Source organism: Bacillus subtilis subsp. subtilis str. 168, assembly GCF_000009045.1.
GTDB lineage: Bacteria > Bacillota > Bacilli > Bacillales > Bacillaceae > Bacillus > Bacillus subtilis.
This window is the reverse complement of the sequence record NC_000964.3, coordinates 1,070,034-1,083,779: the sequence shown is the minus strand read 5'-3', so window position 1 is coordinate 1,083,779 and position 13,746 is coordinate 1,070,034. Positions and strand designations below refer to the sequence as shown.

Below are 13,746 nucleotides of genomic sequence, written 5' to 3'. Positions count from 1 at the left end.
AGAAACTTATACCATTGTTTTGATATACTAGCAAGCAGGAGGTGGCTGATATGAAGGTTTATATTACATATGGGACAGCCGATTTTTTAAAAACGATCGTACAGAAGCATCCCTCAGAAAATATCCTTTTGATGCAGGGGCAGGAAAACGCCATTTTAATTCATGAAACAAACGGAGATACCGTTTTCCAGGCACCACACGCTTATGAAGTCATTGACCAAGTCGGAGAGATCAAACATCCCGGTTTTGCAGTATTGAACAATATTGCCGTTACTCAGGAAGGGCGTCCGCTGTTTGAAAACAGATTTAAAAACAGAGCGGGAAAAGTCGAAAACGAGCCTGGCTTTGAAGCAATTCGAGTGCTCCGTCCGCTTGACAGTGACACCTATGTCATTCTGACCTTGTGGGAAACGGAAAGCGCCTTTCAAGACTGGCAGCAGTCCGGTTCTTACAAAGAAGCCCACAAAAAACGCGATACATCTGCCGGAATTGACACAACGTCGATCTTCTCCCGGCCTTCCTATGTCACCACATATTTCGCTGTCGAATAGCTGCCGGCATGTCCGGCAGCTTATTTTATTGGGAGGAAAGCAAAATGAAGCATACTTGCCCAGTCTGCGGGTTTAAGGATTGGCTGAACCGCCATATGATCATGAAGGCAATCATTCTCATGAAATCTGCCCGTGCTGCGGTTTTCAGTTCGGATTTGATGAGTACGAGATGCAGCACGAGGATAACTCATATAGAGCCATCGGAAAGCATCATCGCCTATAGAAAAAACTGGCTTGCTGAAGGGTGCGTCATTTTTTCTCCTGAATGCTTCCCAAAACATCTGCAAAAAGCGAATAGAGGATTAAGGCATCATCTGATTGAGCAGCTGAAACAGATCAATGTTCATCTTCCATCATAACCCTCCCCTCTGTCCCGGCACCTTCCGCCCGCCTATGAATAATCTGTAAGCGGAAGGAGTGATCGATGATGGAAGTCGGGATTTTGCCTGTCCATGTTCTGTATGTGTTTTTTATCGGTGCAATTATCCTATTTATGCTGCTGAGAAAAGACACGACATTTATTTCTCTATTCGGCATTTTTATCATATCGCTATGGGCCAGCCATTCACTTTCAGCTTCTGTCAGCAGTTTATTCCACAGCTTTATCTATGCGGCCGGCGAACTGCTGCCCACGATTTTCATCATTTGCTTTATCGTTTCAATGAGTGATTTGTTAACAAAAACAGGGATAAATGAAGCGATGATTTCTCCCTTTGCAAGCCTTGTGAGAGGGCCTGTGACTGCCTATTGGCTGATTGGAGGCCTGATGTTCGCCATTTCTCTATTCTTCTGGCCTTCTCCGGGTGTCGCTTTGATCGGCGCCGTCCTGCTCCCCGCAGCCGCACGTGCCGGTTTGACGCCTCTTGCCGCGGCCATGGCCATGAACTTATTCGGACACGGTTTTGCCCTGTCAGGAGACTTTGTCATTCAGGCGGCGCCAAAGCTGACTGCGGATGCAGCAGGCATTCCAGTCGGTGATGTCGTCTCGGCCAGTATTCCGCTTGTGCTGATTATGGGTGTGACAACAACAACTGCTGCCTTTATCATGATTCAGCGCGAACGCAAAAAACAGGAGCATCCCACTTCTTTTTCCCCCGTTCTTTCCGGCGAACAAGACAACTCGCTGTACTTGCCAAAACGCCTGCGGTCCATACTGGCTTTTTTGATTCCGCTTGCCTTTCTTGCAGATATCGCCTGCATGCTCTTGTTTAACCTACAAGGAAATGATGCAACCGCGTTAATTGGCGGGTCTGCAATTTGTATCCTCTTTACCGTTCATTTTTTCGTGTATAAGCATAAAGGGCTTGAAAAAATCACCGGCTATTTTATTGACGGATTTAAGTTCGGTTTTAAGGTTTTCGGCCCCGTCATCCCGATTGCCGCTTTCTTTTATCTTGGCGACTCAGGCTATGAAAGCATACTGGGCACTTCACTCCCTAAAGGTTCCCACGGCATTGTCAACGATCTTGGCATTGCTTTATCCCATATGATGCCTATGTCAAAGGAGCTTGCCGCCACTGCATTAACTGCCGCTGGAGCCATAACAGGCCTTGACGGCTCAGGATTTTCTGGCATTTCTCTCGCCGGCTCCATCGCAAAGCTCTTTTCGTCCGCTCTCCATGCCGATCCCGCTATTCTGACCGCGCTCGGACAAATCTCTGCCATCTGGGTGGGCGGAGGAACACTGGTCCCATGGGCTTTGATTCCCGCCGCGGCCATTTGCAAAGTTGATCCTTTTGAGCTTGCCAGAAAAAACTTCATTCCCGTCGCGATTGGCCTTTTGGTGACAACCCTCGCAGCTGTGATGATGCTTTAAAACAGCATGAGTTGAAATATTCAGACTTTTTCTATACAATCATGGAAAAGCATAGAAAAGGGGGAAGCGGCTTTGTCCATATCCACACTGCAGAAAGAGATAAACAAACAGCTCGACGGCTGTTTTGAAGAAATGGTTGAGATCAGGCGCCATTTTCATATGTATCCTGAGCTCTCATTTCAAGAAGAAAAAACCGCCGCATTTATTGCTTCCTATTATGAATCGTTAGGAGTCCCAATCCGCACAAACGTTGGCGGTAGAGGGGTTTTAGCAAATATAGAAGGAAGCGAACCCGGCCCTACAGTCGCTTTGAGGGCCGACTTTGACGCTCTCCCCATTCAAGATGAAAAAGATGTCCCTTACGCCTCCAAAGTGCCTGGTGTCATGCATGCATGCGGCCACGACGGCCACACCGCAGCTCTTCTCGCAGTGGCCAAGGTCCTTCACCAAAACAGACATGAACTGAAGGGAACATTTGTGATGATCCACCAGCATGCAGAAGAATATTATCCTGGAGGCGCAAAGCCAATGATTGATGACGGATGTCTCGAAAACACGGATGTGATATTCGGCACTCATCTTTGGGCAACTGAGCCGCTCGGAACTATTCTCTGCCGCCCCGGCGCCGTAATGGCGGCGGCAGACCGATTTACGATTAAAGTCTTCGGAAAGGGCGGCCACGGCGCTCATCCGCATGATACTAAAGACGCCGTCCTAATCGGTTCGCAAATCGTTTCCTCTTTGCAGCACATTGTCAGCCGCAAAGTCAATCCGATTCAATCCGCCGTCATTTCGACAGGCTCCTTCATCGCCGACAATCCGTTTAATGTCATCGCAGACCAAGCAGTACTCATCGGCACAGCGCGTTCTTTTGATGAAAATGTCCGGGACATTCTGGAGAAAGAAATTGAAGCGGTTGTAAAAGGAATATGCAGCATGCACGGCGCGTCCTATGAGTACACCTATGAACAGGGTTATCCAGCGGTTGTGAACCATCCTGCAGAAACGAACCACTTGGTGAGCACCGCAAAGAATACCGAGGGCGTTCAGCAGGTCATTGACGGTGAACCACAAATGGGCGGCGAGGATTTTGCTTATTACTTACAAAACGTGAAGGGCACTTTTTTCTTTACAGGCGCCGCTCCCGAACAGCCAGAGCGAGTCTATTCCCACCACCATCCGAAATTTGATATCAACGAAAAAGCCATGCTGACAGCGGCCAAGGTCCTTGCCGGCGCTGCGATCACCTATCATCAGCTATAAAAAAACAGCCGGAGTGTTTATTCTCCGGCTGTTTCCTTTAATATCCTCAGATGAAAAACATGTCTTGCCGTTTCTCCAAGCTGAGCAAGCAGCTTATAATTGGCAATTCCGCCGACTGCCGCTCCTACGCCCGGCAAAAGCTGAAAAAGCTTCACGACGTCGATATAATCGCGATATTCCTGCTGGAACACTCTCCAGTCGATGCTCTTTTTCTCCGTCTCCCAATTTTCGATGACAGAAAAAAGCGACTTACGGCCATCATCACTCGAAAACGCAAGCTGAAACACGAGCAGCAAAAATATCCTTTCTTGTGCATCCTTGACATCAAAGCCGTAAATGGAAGACAAGGTAAATAAACACTTCATCTTAATTGAAAGCAGCAGCGGAAAATCAGCAATGCTTAAAAAAATGCCGCCCGCTCCGGTGCCGACTCCCTCAGCAGCTGCCACTTTTTGATAAGAAACAATCGTTTTTTTCGCCAATTCGTTTTTTTCACTGAGCGACAGTGCACTTGTATCCTTTTTATAGGTGATGATATTAGAGCCGGCCATTGTCGCTTCTACCATTTTTTTCACACTCTCGGTGACGACCGTATGGATTTTTTCAGGAATCCGTTCATTCACCTTCGTCTGGACACGCTTCGAAAAGCGTTCAAACATGGAATCCTTTCGCAAAAAATGCATTTTCCATTCCAAAGCTTCCTGCATCAGCAGCTGATTATCTGTCATTTGATTACCTCTTTTCAGTTCACAGCTTTCCGTGCTTTTTCAGCCTGGTCGTCATATAAGCAGGCAAAACAACAAAAATCAGAACGGCAGAACCGATCAGCGCGTACAGAAAACCGGTCAAGCCGGCTGCATAGGCAGATGCAACAGACATCAGCAGCGCTTGAATACTAAGTGCAGTTTTTAATAGAGAGAAATAGCTTTTCAGCTTTGTTTCTTTTTGCACAGGGTACAGCTCTTGAAGCGCCAGATGGTCAAAGTGACCGAAGAGCGGCAGAAGCTGAATGCCCGTAATGAAAATGGCAAACACAGTCAAAACCGCGGCAATCAGCGGGCTGGCTGAGACATACATAATGATCAGCGCGAAAACGATCGTTAATCTGACAAGAATGCCCAAATAATCGCTCGAACGCAAAAAGGCGCGGGTGAACATATAGGCAAATGTTTTGCGCTGTTCAAACGGCACAAGCCGCAGCAAAAAGTCGAGATAAGCTCTGCGTTTGGCTTGCTTTCGCAAATGCGGCACATCAGTAAACAGGTTGGCAATCCGATAGAAACGCTGCTTTCGTCTCAATTCGGACTCAATATGGCTCTCCCATTTAAATGTTTTCCGTTTTGCTGCGGAAGACATATACAGATAAAGAACAGCCATAATGACATAGACGAGAAGCGCATACATATAAACAGATTGGAAAACAAAATAAAGAACGAGTGTATTCGCCGCAAAGCGAATGATGACGTCCATCCGTTTCATGCTGCGGTCGTTTTGGAAAGTCGTTCGCCATTCCATTACCTGATTCCACGCTTTCAGCAGCAACAGTTGGACAAAGACCGCGGCATACGATACGAGCGAAGCTCCCGGAGTGACTGCGAAATAAAGCGGCATCGCAACGATGCTCAGCGCAATCAGCGGAAACAGCTGAGACACATAGCTGTAGACAAACGCCTGCTTCAAGTAAGGCTCCATTTTTGCTTCAAGAGGCAATAAGAAAACAAGGTCAGCCTCCTTCAAAAGCGTTCGCACATAAGAGCTTGTCAATACGAGCGAAAACAGCACGGCCATCACCCAAAAGGACGGAAAGTGAGCGGGAATGTCCCGTATCCATTTGCTGTACCAGCTTGCAGCGCCCGCTAGAAAAAAAATCAAAACAATGACGAGGTGATCGTTGAGCATATATTTCATGTATGTTCTTGTTTCTTTGATATGCTCCTGCAGCCGCGACTGCCAAATATCAAGCATATTATTCATGGCCAGCGTCTTCCTTTGTAAGCTCAAGATACAAATCGTCCAGCGCCGCGTCCTTCATTCCAAACTGCTCTCTGAGCTCTGACAGCGTGCCGCGCGCCCGCACCTCGCCGTTATGTAAAATAATAAACGAATCGCAATAGCGTTCTGCCGTTGCCAAAATGTGTGTTGACATCAGCACGCTCGCCCCGCCTTTTTTCGCTTCATTCATCCGTTCAAGCAGCGCGTTAATGGCAAGCGGATCAAGCCCTAGAAAAGGCTCATCAATAATGTAGAGCGCAGGCTCTGCCAAAAATGCGCACATAATCATAACCTTCTGCTTCATTCCTTTAGAAAAATGGGCCGGGAACCACTTCAGCCTCTTTTCCATTCGGAATTCCTTTAGTAGCGGAGGCAGCCTTTTCTCCATCGTTTCTTTTGACAGTCCATATGCCATGGCTGTTAGTTCAAGATGCTCCATCAGCGTCAATTCTTCGTATAAAACAGGTGTTTCAGGTATATAGGTAAATTGTGAACGGTAGCCTTCCGGATCCTCAGCAAACGTTTTACCGTTTAATTCGATTGAACCTTTATGCGGGTCCATCAGCCCGATGATGTGTCTGATTGTTGTACTTTTACCAGCACCATTCAGCCCGATTAAGCCGACAATTTGATTCGGTTCAAGGGTGAATGATACGTTTTTTAAAACCGGATTCCTTGTATATCCGCCGGTCAAGTCTTTTACCGATAGCAGAGACATAGTTTCTCCCCTTATAGTGTTTTTCTTCATAGTACCAAAAACAAGGCCTGATTTGAAACAATTCCCTTTTAACAAATGATGAATTTGCTGTCATAAAGAGACAGGGTTCTGGACATCATAAAAGTTGTAGAGGAAAAGCATATCAACTGAAAAATGAGGTGTTTGTCAAAGACGTCTTAGAAACAGTTGGATAGAAAATAAACATGTCCAATGCTCAAACCATTTCTCTTCACTGAATTGATGAATTCTTCATGTATGAAGCAAATTGTCAAATGAGGTGTTTATCGCAGGAATCGTTAGGCATTAAACAAGTCTTCATTTTATTGACAAATGAGGTGCTTACCAAAGGCATAACACATTTTCTTCATATAAGCTCTTCCTCTGCATTCAGGGTGAACGCTCGCCGTTCATCCTGTTTTCTATTTTCTGCATTTCTGTGGTACGATGAATGTATACATACTAAACAATTTCATAAGGAGGAACCCTCATGCATTGTGCAGAGAATTGTATCTTTTGTAAAATTATTGCCGGCGACATTCCATCAGCGAAGGTGTATGAAGATGAACATGTACTTGCCTTTCTTGATATCAGCCAAGTGACAAAAGGCCATACGCTTGTCATTCCGAAAACACATATTGAGAATGTATATGAATTTACAGATGAATTAGCAAAACAATATTTCCATGCTGTTCCAAAAATCGCCCGCGCTATCCGGGATGAATTTGAACCGATCGGCTTAAATACGCTGAACAATAACGGCGAAAAAGCTGGACAATCTGTGTTCCACTACCATATGCATATTATCCCTCGCTACGGAAAAGGAGATGGATTCGGAGCGGTTTGGAAAACGCATGCTGATGATTATAAACCGGAGGATCTGCAGAACATCTCTTCCTCTATCGCAAAACGCCTGGCCTCATCATAAGATGAGGTTATTTTATTTTGTGAACATTTCGCAAACATCCGTCAATTTCTTTTGATAATTCTAATTTTTTATCAAAAAACTGAATTTTTGTGATAGGATAATTGTATTATTTTATACATTAACGTGGAAAACAGGGAGAGATCATAATGGAACGTACAACGAATTTTAACGCAGGTCCTGCAGCGCTGCCACTGGAAGTTCTGCAAAAAGCACAGAAAGAATTTATTGATTTTAACGAATCCGGCATGTCTGTTATGGAGCTTTCCCACCGCAGCAAAGAGTATGAAGCGGTGCACCAAAAAGCGAAAAGCCTCTTAATCGAACTGATGGGCATTCCGGAAGATTACGATATCTTGTTTCTTCAAGGCGGGGCAAGCCTTCAATTCTCAATGCTTCCGATGAACTTTTTAACACCTGAAAAAACCGCACATTTTGTGATGACCGGCGCTTGGTCTGAAAAAGCACTGGCAGAAACGAAACTGTTCGGGAACACGTCTATCACCGCTACAAGTGAAACAGACAATTACAGTTATATTCCAGAGGTTGACCTTACGGATGTAAAAGACGGCGCATATTTACATATCACATCCAACAATACAATTTTCGGCACTCAGTGGCAGGAGTTTCCGAATTCTCCAATTCCGCTCGTAGCCGACATGTCCAGCGATATTTTAAGCAGAAAAATCGATGTGTCCAAATTTGATGTGATCTACGGAGGCGCCCAAAAGAACCTCGGCCCTTCCGGCGTGACTGTAGTCATCATGAAAAAAAGCTGGCTGCAAAATGAAAATGCGAACGTCCCAAAAATCTTGAAATATTCCACGCATGTCAAAGCGGATTCACTCTACAACACTCCGCCGACATTTGCGATTTATATGCTGAGCCTCGTTCTGGAATGGCTCAAGGAAAACGGCGGTGTGGAAGCTGTTGAACAGCGCAATGAACAAAAAGCGCAGGTTCTCTACAGCTGTATTGATGAAAGCAACGGCTTCTATAAAGGACATGCCAGAAAAGACAGCCGCTCACGCATGAATGTCACATTCACGCTTCGGGATGACGAATTAACGAAAACATTCGTTCAGAAAGCAAAAGATGCGAAGATGATCGGCCTTGGCGGACACCGTTCGGTGGGAGGCTGCCGCGCTTCTATTTATAACGCGGTCTCTCTCGAAGACTGTGAAAAATTAGCTGCGTTCATGAAGAAATTCCAGCAGGAAAATGAGTAAAAAGTCTGGCTATGCAAACCGTCCGTTTGGTATACTGTTTGCATAACACATTCTGTAAAGCCTTCGCAATAAATGATGAGCATATTATTGGAGGGCAAAAAGCTTAGCAGAGGAGAGCATAGTTATGAAAACAAAAGAGTTAGTCATTATGGCTCTGTTTGCCGCAATCGGCGCAGCGCTTCATTCCATTATTCCGCCCTTTTTAGGCGGCATGAAACCAGATATGATGCTGATCATGATGTTCATGGGCATTCTGCTGTTCCCGCGGGTGCAAAATGTACTCGTCATCGGGATCGTGACCGGAATCATTTCCGCGCTTACAACCGCGTTTCCAGCCGGACAGATCCCTAACATCATTGATAAACCCGTATCAGCGTTTCTGTTCTTCTCCCTGTTTCTCTTGTTCAGAAAGAGCCGGAAAACAGGTGCAGCCGCTGTGCTGACAGTGATCGGGACCATCTTATCAGGAATTGTGTTTCTATCGTCAGCTTTATTGATCGTCGGTTTACCGGGCGGTTTCGCCGCATTGTTCGCGGCTGTTGTTCTGCCGGCCGCTGTGCTGAATACAATCTCAATGATCATTATTTATCCGATTGTGCAAACCATTTTAAGGCGTTCAAGCTTTATGGAAGCTGCTAAATAATTGTCACACAAAACCTCTTCCGCTTCCGGGAGAGGTTTTTTTGAACAGAGCGCCCGCAGCATGTCAGCATGTTTTAAGCGAGGAGTTTTGTGAAAAAGATAAGACATAGTGTAAAGGCGGTTCCGGTTGAACAAACAAGCGCTTTCTGCCGGATAACCCTCTTGGGCGGATAAGAAGCAGCCTGGCTGAGAAGTTTGATATAGTAAACAGCGCCTGAAGCGAAGGCAAGGGTGATGCAGGATAATACAATCAAAAAGACAGACAACCTTCTCCCTCCTTTTCACTTAAAAAATATGCTAAAATAAAGCAAGCTATGTATAGAAGTTCAGGCTTTCAACAAAAATGAAAAATGCTGAATGAATCCTATTTTGAAGAAAAAGACGGGGTGATTGTAATGGCGAGCGGACGTTCTCTATTAACAGGACTATTCGTAGGCGGCATCATCGGAGGAGCAGCGGTTCTTCTTACTGCACCTTCCTCAGGAAAGCAGCTGCGTGAAAAAATGAAAACCAATTATGATTCTTTTGAAGAAACAATCAAACGCTTAAAGTCAGACGGGCTTGCATTAAAAGACCAGCTGATCAAAGCGGCAAAAGAAAGCACGGATGTTATTAAAGACGTGGGCGGCGAGCTCCAAACATCAATTAAAAAATGGCAGGAAGAGATCAAGCCTCACCAGCAGGATCTGCAAAAAGAAATTGCCGATATCGAAGAGAAAATCAGACAGCTGGAGAAAACCTTACAAAACTAATATCCTATTCAAAAGAAAAAAATGCGGGCCAAAATTGGACCCGTATTTTTTTTGGCCGAAAAACCCTTTCGTCGCAATGGTTTGTGAATTTATTAAAAAATTCTTACATTTTCATCTTTATTAATCTTTATTTTATTGGCATAATAGAGAAAAAGAAAAAGAGAAGCAGGTGACGTAATGAATCGAGTGGAACCGCCCTATGATGTGAAAGAAGCTCTGGTTTTCACCCAGAAAATGGCTCAGCTTAGCAAGGCTCTTTGGAAATCGATCGAGAAGGATTGGCAGCAATGGCTCAAACCGTATGACCTGAATATTAATGAGCATCATATTTTATGGATTGCGTATCAATTGAATGGAGCTTCCATTTCTGAAATCGCGAAATTCGGGGTCATGCACGTATCAACCGCATTCAACTTTTCAAAAAAGCTGGAAGAACGGGGATATTTAAGGTTCTCCAAACGGCTGAATGATAAACGGAACACATATGTCCAATTGACTGAGGAAGGTACCGAGGTATTCTGGAGCTTGCTTGAGGAATTTGATCCGACACGCAACGCTGTTTTTAAAGGGTCACAGCCTTTATATCATTTATTCGGAAAATTTCCTGAAGTGGCAGAAATGATGTGTATGATACGCCATATCTACGGCGATGATTTTATGGAAATTTTCGAAACGTCACTCACCAATATTGACAATGACTTTGAAAGCGTAAACGGAAAATTGAAGAAAAAAGCAAAGGACAGTGCGGCGGATGAACCGGCTGAAGAGCTCGAACCTGTAAACAGTTAATCAAAATGCTTCATGATGTCGATAAAGACTTCCATCAGCTCTTGATAAAGCCCCTGCTCATACAGGGCAAAAATTGTTTCATGAACATCTAATTTTTCATTCAGCTGTCCGGCAAAAAGCGCAAGGAGCTTATCAAAGGTTACAAATCCTTGCGCTTTTTGTGTTGCCAGCTCTTCCGACAATTCGTCGCATATCCTCATAACCGCTTCCCCTTCTTCCTTGCTCAGCCCTTTATCAATGAGAAGCGCATAGAAGGGGTACCTGTCCATATCTACTGTTTTCACTAATAATTGTATGTAATATTCTAATCGCTCAATGCGATGATCCATCGAATCCATCCACACCACTTCTTTCTATCTTTAATCTTATTTTAGCTGATAATTCACTGAGAAGAAAGTTCTAACCCCATATTTCGCAGTTTGTTTGCTTGTTTCAAAAAAATACCTGCCGGATGATATTTTTTCTTAAAAAAGCATTGATTTTTTCTCTTGGGAGGAGTAAATTATTTTGAGATTCTATTCAAGATGTATGGAAGGATGACTTTGATGAATTGCTGGAAGACCATAAATCTCATGAAGGATTATGGCGCCGTTCGCATAATATTAACTGCTGTATGTTTTATGATTTTGGTTTTTATATCTACCTTTTTAGCTTTTGAGCTGCTGCGGCCTGGCACAAGCTTAAGCGATGAATATGTATCTTTATTCGGCGGTTTGCTCGTCGTTATTTTATTTGTACATAAAGTCATCCATGTCCTGCCAATCATCTGCAAAAAAAGAAAAATAGAAAAAAAGTTTTACATATTGCGCATGCGCACATGGAAACGTATACCAAAAACAACAATGCTGATTTCACTCGTCAGCCCGTTCTTGCTGATTACACCGGTATTGTTTTACGCAGCACTGGCATTTCCGAATCACGCTCATTATTTTTGCATGATCTCGGGCATTCACGCCGGCTACTGTCTGCCTGATTTCCTGCTGGCTCTCAAGCTGATAAAAGCACCGAAAACCGCTTTTATTGATCAGGAAGCTGACGGCTTGGATATTCTTGTTGAAAAGTAGTCAAACCCTGGTGCTGGTGGCGATTTTTCAATTTGCATTCTATCTTTTTTAATAAATATTTGGTAATGTAATATGGGACAGTTCAGAGAGAGGGGGAATCTCCCATCATTTTATTCTATTTTATCGTGGCTGCCGTGTTTATTTTATATTTCATAAACAGGCTCACCAATACATTATGCCTTGTCAGAGAGATTCCTGAAGAGCGGCAAGATAAGGTATTCCGATTTATTAATGTATCTATATTAATTTTACTGATCTCTTCGTTTGTGGAGATCTCCTTTACAGTGTAAATACGAAAGAAAGCATAGCTGCTGATTAAGCAGCTATGCTTTTTTATGTTGATTAGTACAGCCAAGAAGCGCCGATGATAATCAATAAAATAAATAACACAACCAATAAAGCGAATCCGCCTGCAAATACTTCACCCATCTTAAATAGCACCTCCTGTAATAAGCTTTATTTACCAATTACATGTTATGCAATTCATGTTTGAAACGATTAGGCGCTAGTGAAAATAAAGGATCGCTTATGTTGCAAGCGATCCTCGGGCTGCTTAGTAGATGTAAGCTGCACCTACGATGATAAGCAAAATGAACAGTACTACGAGCAACGCGAATCCGTTAGAGTATCCTCCGCTCATGTTACATACCTCCTTTTCTTGATCAATATATAAGTATGTCATCAGCAAAAGTTTGACTAGACGAATGCCCTTTATTTAAAATCTTTTTACAGAAAGCCACAATATGTTATGATACGCATAGGTAATTTAATTTGGAATGATTAGGAGTGTTTGAAAACAATGAAGAAAATCGCAATAGCAGCTATCACTGCTACAAGCATCCTCGCTCTCAGTGCTTGCAGCAGCGGCGACAAAGAAGTTATCGCAAAAACAGACGCAGGCGATGTCACAAAAGGCGAGCTTTACACAAACATGAAGAAAACAGCTGGCGCAAGCGTACTGACACAGCTAGTGCAAGAAAAAGTATTGGACAAGAAGTATAAAGTTTCGGATAAAGAAATTGACAACAAGCTGAAAGAATACAAAACGCAGCTTGGCGATCAATATACTGCCCTCGAAAAGCAATATGGCAAAGATTACCTGAAAGAACAAGTAAAATATGAATTGCTGACACAAAAAGCGGCTAAAGATAACATCAAAGTAACAGACGCCGATATCAAAGAGTACTGGGAAGGCTTAAAAGGCAAAATCCGTGCAAGCCACATCCTTGTTGCTGATAAAAAGACAGCTGAAGAAGTAGAGAAAAAGCTGAAAAAAGGCGAGAAGTTTGAAGACCTTGCGAAAGAATACTCAACAGACAGCTCTGCTTCAAAAGGCGGGGATCTTGGCTGGTTCGCAAAAGAAGGCCAAATGGACGAAACATTCAGCAAAGCTGCATTCAAATTAAAAACAGGTGAAGTCAGTGATCCTGTCAAAACGCAATACGGCTACCATATCATTAAAAAGACAGAAGAACGCGGCAAATATGATGATATGAAAAAAGAACTGAAATCTGAAGTGCTTGAACAAAAATTAAATGACAACGCAGCTGTTCAGGAAGCTGTTCAAAAAGTCATGAAGAAGGCTGACATCGAAGTAAAAGATAAAGATCTGAAAGACACATTTAATACATCTTCAACAAGCAACAGCACTTCTTCATCTTCAAGCAATTCTAAATAATAAAAAAAGCTGTGCGGCTCATTGAGCCGCACAGCTTTTTTTATGCGATGGAATGGTTTTGATTTTCTTCTTCATGCTGCTGAGAACTGCGGCGTTCTCGCTCCTTTTCCATCCTCTCCATATAAATCTGTCCTTCTTTTTCAATAAAAGCCTGGTCTACTTTTTCTTCCTCTTTGGCTGCCGCCACAAGTTTATATGCGCTGAAAATGATGCCTACAATACAAAGATACACCCACCACGGAAAAAATAACACGGGCTCCTCCCCCTTTGCATAGATTCTTTATTCTTAACCATATGCGGGAATGAGACGAGTTATGTGCGGGAAAGACG

Annotated in this window: 19 protein-coding genes; 11 read left to right on the top strand and 8 right to left on the bottom strand. The window is 43.7% G+C overall.

Annotated features, from left to right (window positions below):
* Positions 1-50: 50 nt before the first annotated feature.
* The 4 genes from hmoB to sndC all read left to right on the top strand — a co-directional run bounded on the left by hmoB (position 51) and on the right by sndC (position 3,630).
* A complete protein-coding gene (gene hmoB / locus BSU_10100; RefSeq protein ID NP_388891.1) occupies positions 51-551 on the top strand; it encodes a heme-degrading monooxygenase in 501 nt (166 codons plus the stop codon).
* A gap of 44 nt (positions 552-595) precedes the next feature.
* Positions 596-910 carry a hypothetical protein gene (gene yhgB / locus BSU_10090; RefSeq protein ID NP_388890.1) on the top strand — a complete coding sequence of 105 codons (315 nt, stop codon included), beginning with the start codon at positions 596-598 and terminating at the stop codon, positions 908-910.
* 65 nt (positions 911-975) lie between these two features.
* Positions 976-2,367: a putative transporter gene (gene yhfA / locus BSU_10080; RefSeq protein NP_388889.1), complete on the top strand. Its 1,392-nt coding sequence runs from the start codon at positions 976-978 to the stop codon at positions 2,365-2,367.
* 72 nt (positions 2,368-2,439) lie between these two features.
* The gene (gene sndC, locus BSU_10070; RefSeq protein NP_388888.2) at positions 2,440-3,630 is read left to right on the top strand and encodes an N-acetyl amino acid acetylase, promiscuous activity; all 1,191 of its coding nucleotides are present in this window, start codon (positions 2,440-2,442) and stop codon (positions 3,628-3,630) included.
* Between the two features lie 17 nt (positions 3,631-3,647).
* On the opposite strand, the gene ecsC is transcribed toward sndC, so the two are convergent.
* The 3 genes from ecsC to ecsA are packed head-to-tail and all read right to left on the bottom strand — an operon-like array spanning position 3,648 to position 6,340.
* The gene (ecsC, locus tag BSU_10060; RefSeq protein NP_388887.1) at positions 3,648-4,358 is read right to left on the bottom strand and encodes a putative hydrolase; all 711 of its coding nucleotides are present in this window, start codon (positions 4,356-4,358) and stop codon (positions 3,648-3,650) included.
* A 19-nt stretch (positions 4,359-4,377) separates the two neighbouring features.
* Complete coding sequence (ecsB, locus tag BSU_10050) at positions 4,378-5,604, bottom strand: ABC transporter (permease subunit) (RefSeq protein ID NP_388886.1); 1,227 nt, start codon at positions 5,602-5,604, stop codon at positions 4,378-4,380.
* Positions 5,597-6,340 (bottom strand): ABC transporter (ATP-binding protein), encoded by a 744-nt coding sequence (gene ecsA / locus BSU_10040; protein NP_388885.1) that lies wholly within the window; start codon positions 6,338-6,340, stop codon positions 5,597-5,599. The genes ecsB and ecsA overlap by 8 nt, the downstream gene beginning before the upstream one ends.
* A gap of 487 nt (positions 6,341-6,827) precedes the next feature.
* On the opposite strand from ecsA, the gene hinT reads away from it, so the two are divergent.
* The 3 genes from hinT to trpP all read left to right on the top strand — a co-directional run bounded on the left by hinT (position 6,828) and on the right by trpP (position 9,134).
* Entirely contained in the window at positions 6,828-7,265 is a 438-nt protein-coding gene (gene hinT, locus BSU_10030) for a promiscuous Hit-family phosphohydrolase, adenosine phosphoramidase (RefSeq protein NP_388884.1), read from the top strand.
* 146 nt (positions 7,266-7,411) lie between these two features.
* Positions 7,412-8,491, top strand: a complete 1,080-nt coding sequence (gene serC / locus BSU_10020; protein ID NP_388883.1) for a phosphoserine aminotransferase — start codon at positions 7,412-7,414, stop codon at positions 8,489-8,491.
* 124 nt (positions 8,492-8,615) lie between these two features.
* Positions 8,616-9,134, top strand: a complete 519-nt coding sequence (gene trpP, locus BSU_10010; RefSeq protein ID NP_388882.2) for a tryptophan transporter or sensor — start codon at positions 8,616-8,618, stop codon at positions 9,132-9,134.
* 73 nt (positions 9,135-9,207) lie between these two features.
* On the opposite strand, the gene yhzF is transcribed toward trpP, so the two are convergent.
* Complete coding sequence (gene yhzF / locus BSU_10009; protein ID YP_003097700.1) at positions 9,208-9,399, bottom strand: membrane protein of unknown function; 192 nt, start codon at positions 9,397-9,399, stop codon at positions 9,208-9,210.
* A 129-nt stretch (positions 9,400-9,528) separates the two neighbouring features.
* Between yhzF and yhaH the strand changes: the two genes are divergently transcribed.
* Positions 9,529-9,885, top strand: coding sequence for a putative membrane protein; acid tolerance protein (gene yhaH / locus BSU_10000; protein NP_388881.1), 357 nt, complete (start codon positions 9,529-9,531; stop codon positions 9,883-9,885).
* 177 nt (positions 9,886-10,062) lie between these two features.
* Complete coding sequence (scoC, locus tag BSU_09990) at positions 10,063-10,674, top strand: transcriptional regulator of extracellular protease production, sporulation and bacilysin production (MarR family) (RefSeq protein ID NP_388880.1); 612 nt, start codon at positions 10,063-10,065, stop codon at positions 10,672-10,674.
* On the opposite strand, the gene yhaI is transcribed toward scoC, so the two are convergent.
* Positions 10,671-11,012, bottom strand: coding sequence for a hypothetical protein (yhaI, locus tag BSU_09980; protein NP_388879.1), 342 nt, complete (start codon positions 11,010-11,012; stop codon positions 10,671-10,673). The genes scoC and yhaI overlap by 4 nt on opposite strands.
* Before the next feature lie 207 nt (positions 11,013-11,219).
* Here yhaI and yhaJ point away from each other — a divergent pair, with 207 nt between their 5' ends.
* Positions 11,220-11,738 (top strand): putative membrane enzyme, encoded by a 519-nt coding sequence (yhaJ, locus tag BSU_09965; protein NP_388878.2) that lies wholly within the window; start codon positions 11,220-11,222, stop codon positions 11,736-11,738.
* A 342-nt stretch (positions 11,739-12,080) separates the two neighbouring features.
* Here the strand turns inward: yhaJ and sscB are convergent, their stop codons facing one another.
* Positions 12,081-12,167 carry a spore and germination protein gene (sscB, locus tag BSU_09959; RefSeq protein ID YP_009513948.1) on the bottom strand — a complete coding sequence of 29 codons (87 nt, stop codon included), beginning with the start codon at positions 12,165-12,167 and terminating at the stop codon, positions 12,081-12,083.
* Between the two features lie 124 nt (positions 12,168-12,291).
* Positions 12,292-12,378 carry a spore assembly and germination protein gene (sscA, locus tag BSU_09958; RefSeq protein YP_003097699.1) on the bottom strand — a complete coding sequence of 29 codons (87 nt, stop codon included), beginning with the start codon at positions 12,376-12,378 and terminating at the stop codon, positions 12,292-12,294.
* Positions 12,379-12,537: 159 nt separating this feature from the next.
* On the opposite strand from sscA, the gene prsA reads away from it, so the two are divergent.
* Positions 12,538-13,416, top strand: coding sequence for a molecular chaperone lipoprotein (prsA, locus tag BSU_09950; RefSeq protein NP_388876.1), 879 nt, complete (start codon positions 12,538-12,540; stop codon positions 13,414-13,416).
* Between the two features lie 40 nt (positions 13,417-13,456).
* Here prsA and yhaL read toward each other — a convergent pair whose 3' ends face one another.
* Positions 13,457-13,669, bottom strand: coding sequence for a sporulation factor (gene yhaL, locus BSU_09940; RefSeq protein NP_388875.1), 213 nt, complete (start codon positions 13,667-13,669; stop codon positions 13,457-13,459).
* Positions 13,670-13,746 lie beyond the last annotated feature (77 nt).

Excerpts from the sequence above, each read along its gene's own strand:
- hmoB (NP_388891.1), top strand. The coding sequence starts at position 51 with ATGAAGGTTTATATTACATATGGGACAGCCGATTTTTTAAAAACGATC.
- yhgB (NP_388890.1), top strand. The coding sequence starts at position 596 with ATGAAGCATACTTGCCCAGTCTGCGGGTTTAAGGATTGGCTGAACCGC.
- yhfA (NP_388889.1), top strand. The coding sequence starts at position 976 with ATGATGGAAGTCGGGATTTTGCCTGTCCATGTTCTGTATGTGTTTTTT.
- ecsC (NP_388887.1), bottom strand. The coding sequence starts at position 4,358 with ATGACAGATAATCAGCTGCTGATGCAGGAAGCTTTGGAATGGAAAATG.
- ecsB (NP_388886.1), bottom strand. The coding sequence starts at position 5,604 with ATGAATAATATGCTTGATATTTGGCAGTCGCGGCTGCAGGAGCATATC.
- ecsA (NP_388885.1), bottom strand. The coding sequence starts at position 6,340 with ATGTCTCTGCTATCGGTAAAAGACTTGACCGGCGGATATACAAGGAAT.
- hinT (NP_388884.1), top strand. The coding sequence starts at position 6,828 with ATGCATTGTGCAGAGAATTGTATCTTTTGTAAAATTATTGCCGGCGAC.
- serC (NP_388883.1), top strand. The coding sequence starts at position 7,412 with ATGGAACGTACAACGAATTTTAACGCAGGTCCTGCAGCGCTGCCACTG.
- trpP (NP_388882.2), top strand. The coding sequence starts at position 8,616 with ATGAAAACAAAAGAGTTAGTCATTATGGCTCTGTTTGCCGCAATCGGC.
- yhaH (NP_388881.1), top strand. The coding sequence starts at position 9,529 with ATGGCGAGCGGACGTTCTCTATTAACAGGACTATTCGTAGGCGGCATC.
- scoC (NP_388880.1), top strand. The coding sequence starts at position 10,063 with ATGAATCGAGTGGAACCGCCCTATGATGTGAAAGAAGCTCTGGTTTTC.
- yhaI (NP_388879.1), bottom strand. The coding sequence starts at position 11,012 with ATGGATTCGATGGATCATCGCATTGAGCGATTAGAATATTACATACAA.
- yhaJ (NP_388878.2), top strand. The coding sequence starts at position 11,220 with ATGAATTGCTGGAAGACCATAAATCTCATGAAGGATTATGGCGCCGTT.
- sscB (YP_009513948.1), bottom strand. The coding sequence starts at position 12,167 with ATGGGTGAAGTATTTGCAGGCGGATTCGCTTTATTGGTTGTGTTATTT.
- sscA (YP_003097699.1), bottom strand. The coding sequence starts at position 12,378 with ATGAGCGGAGGATACTCTAACGGATTCGCGTTGCTCGTAGTACTGTTC.
- prsA (NP_388876.1), top strand. The coding sequence starts at position 12,538 with ATGAAGAAAATCGCAATAGCAGCTATCACTGCTACAAGCATCCTCGCT.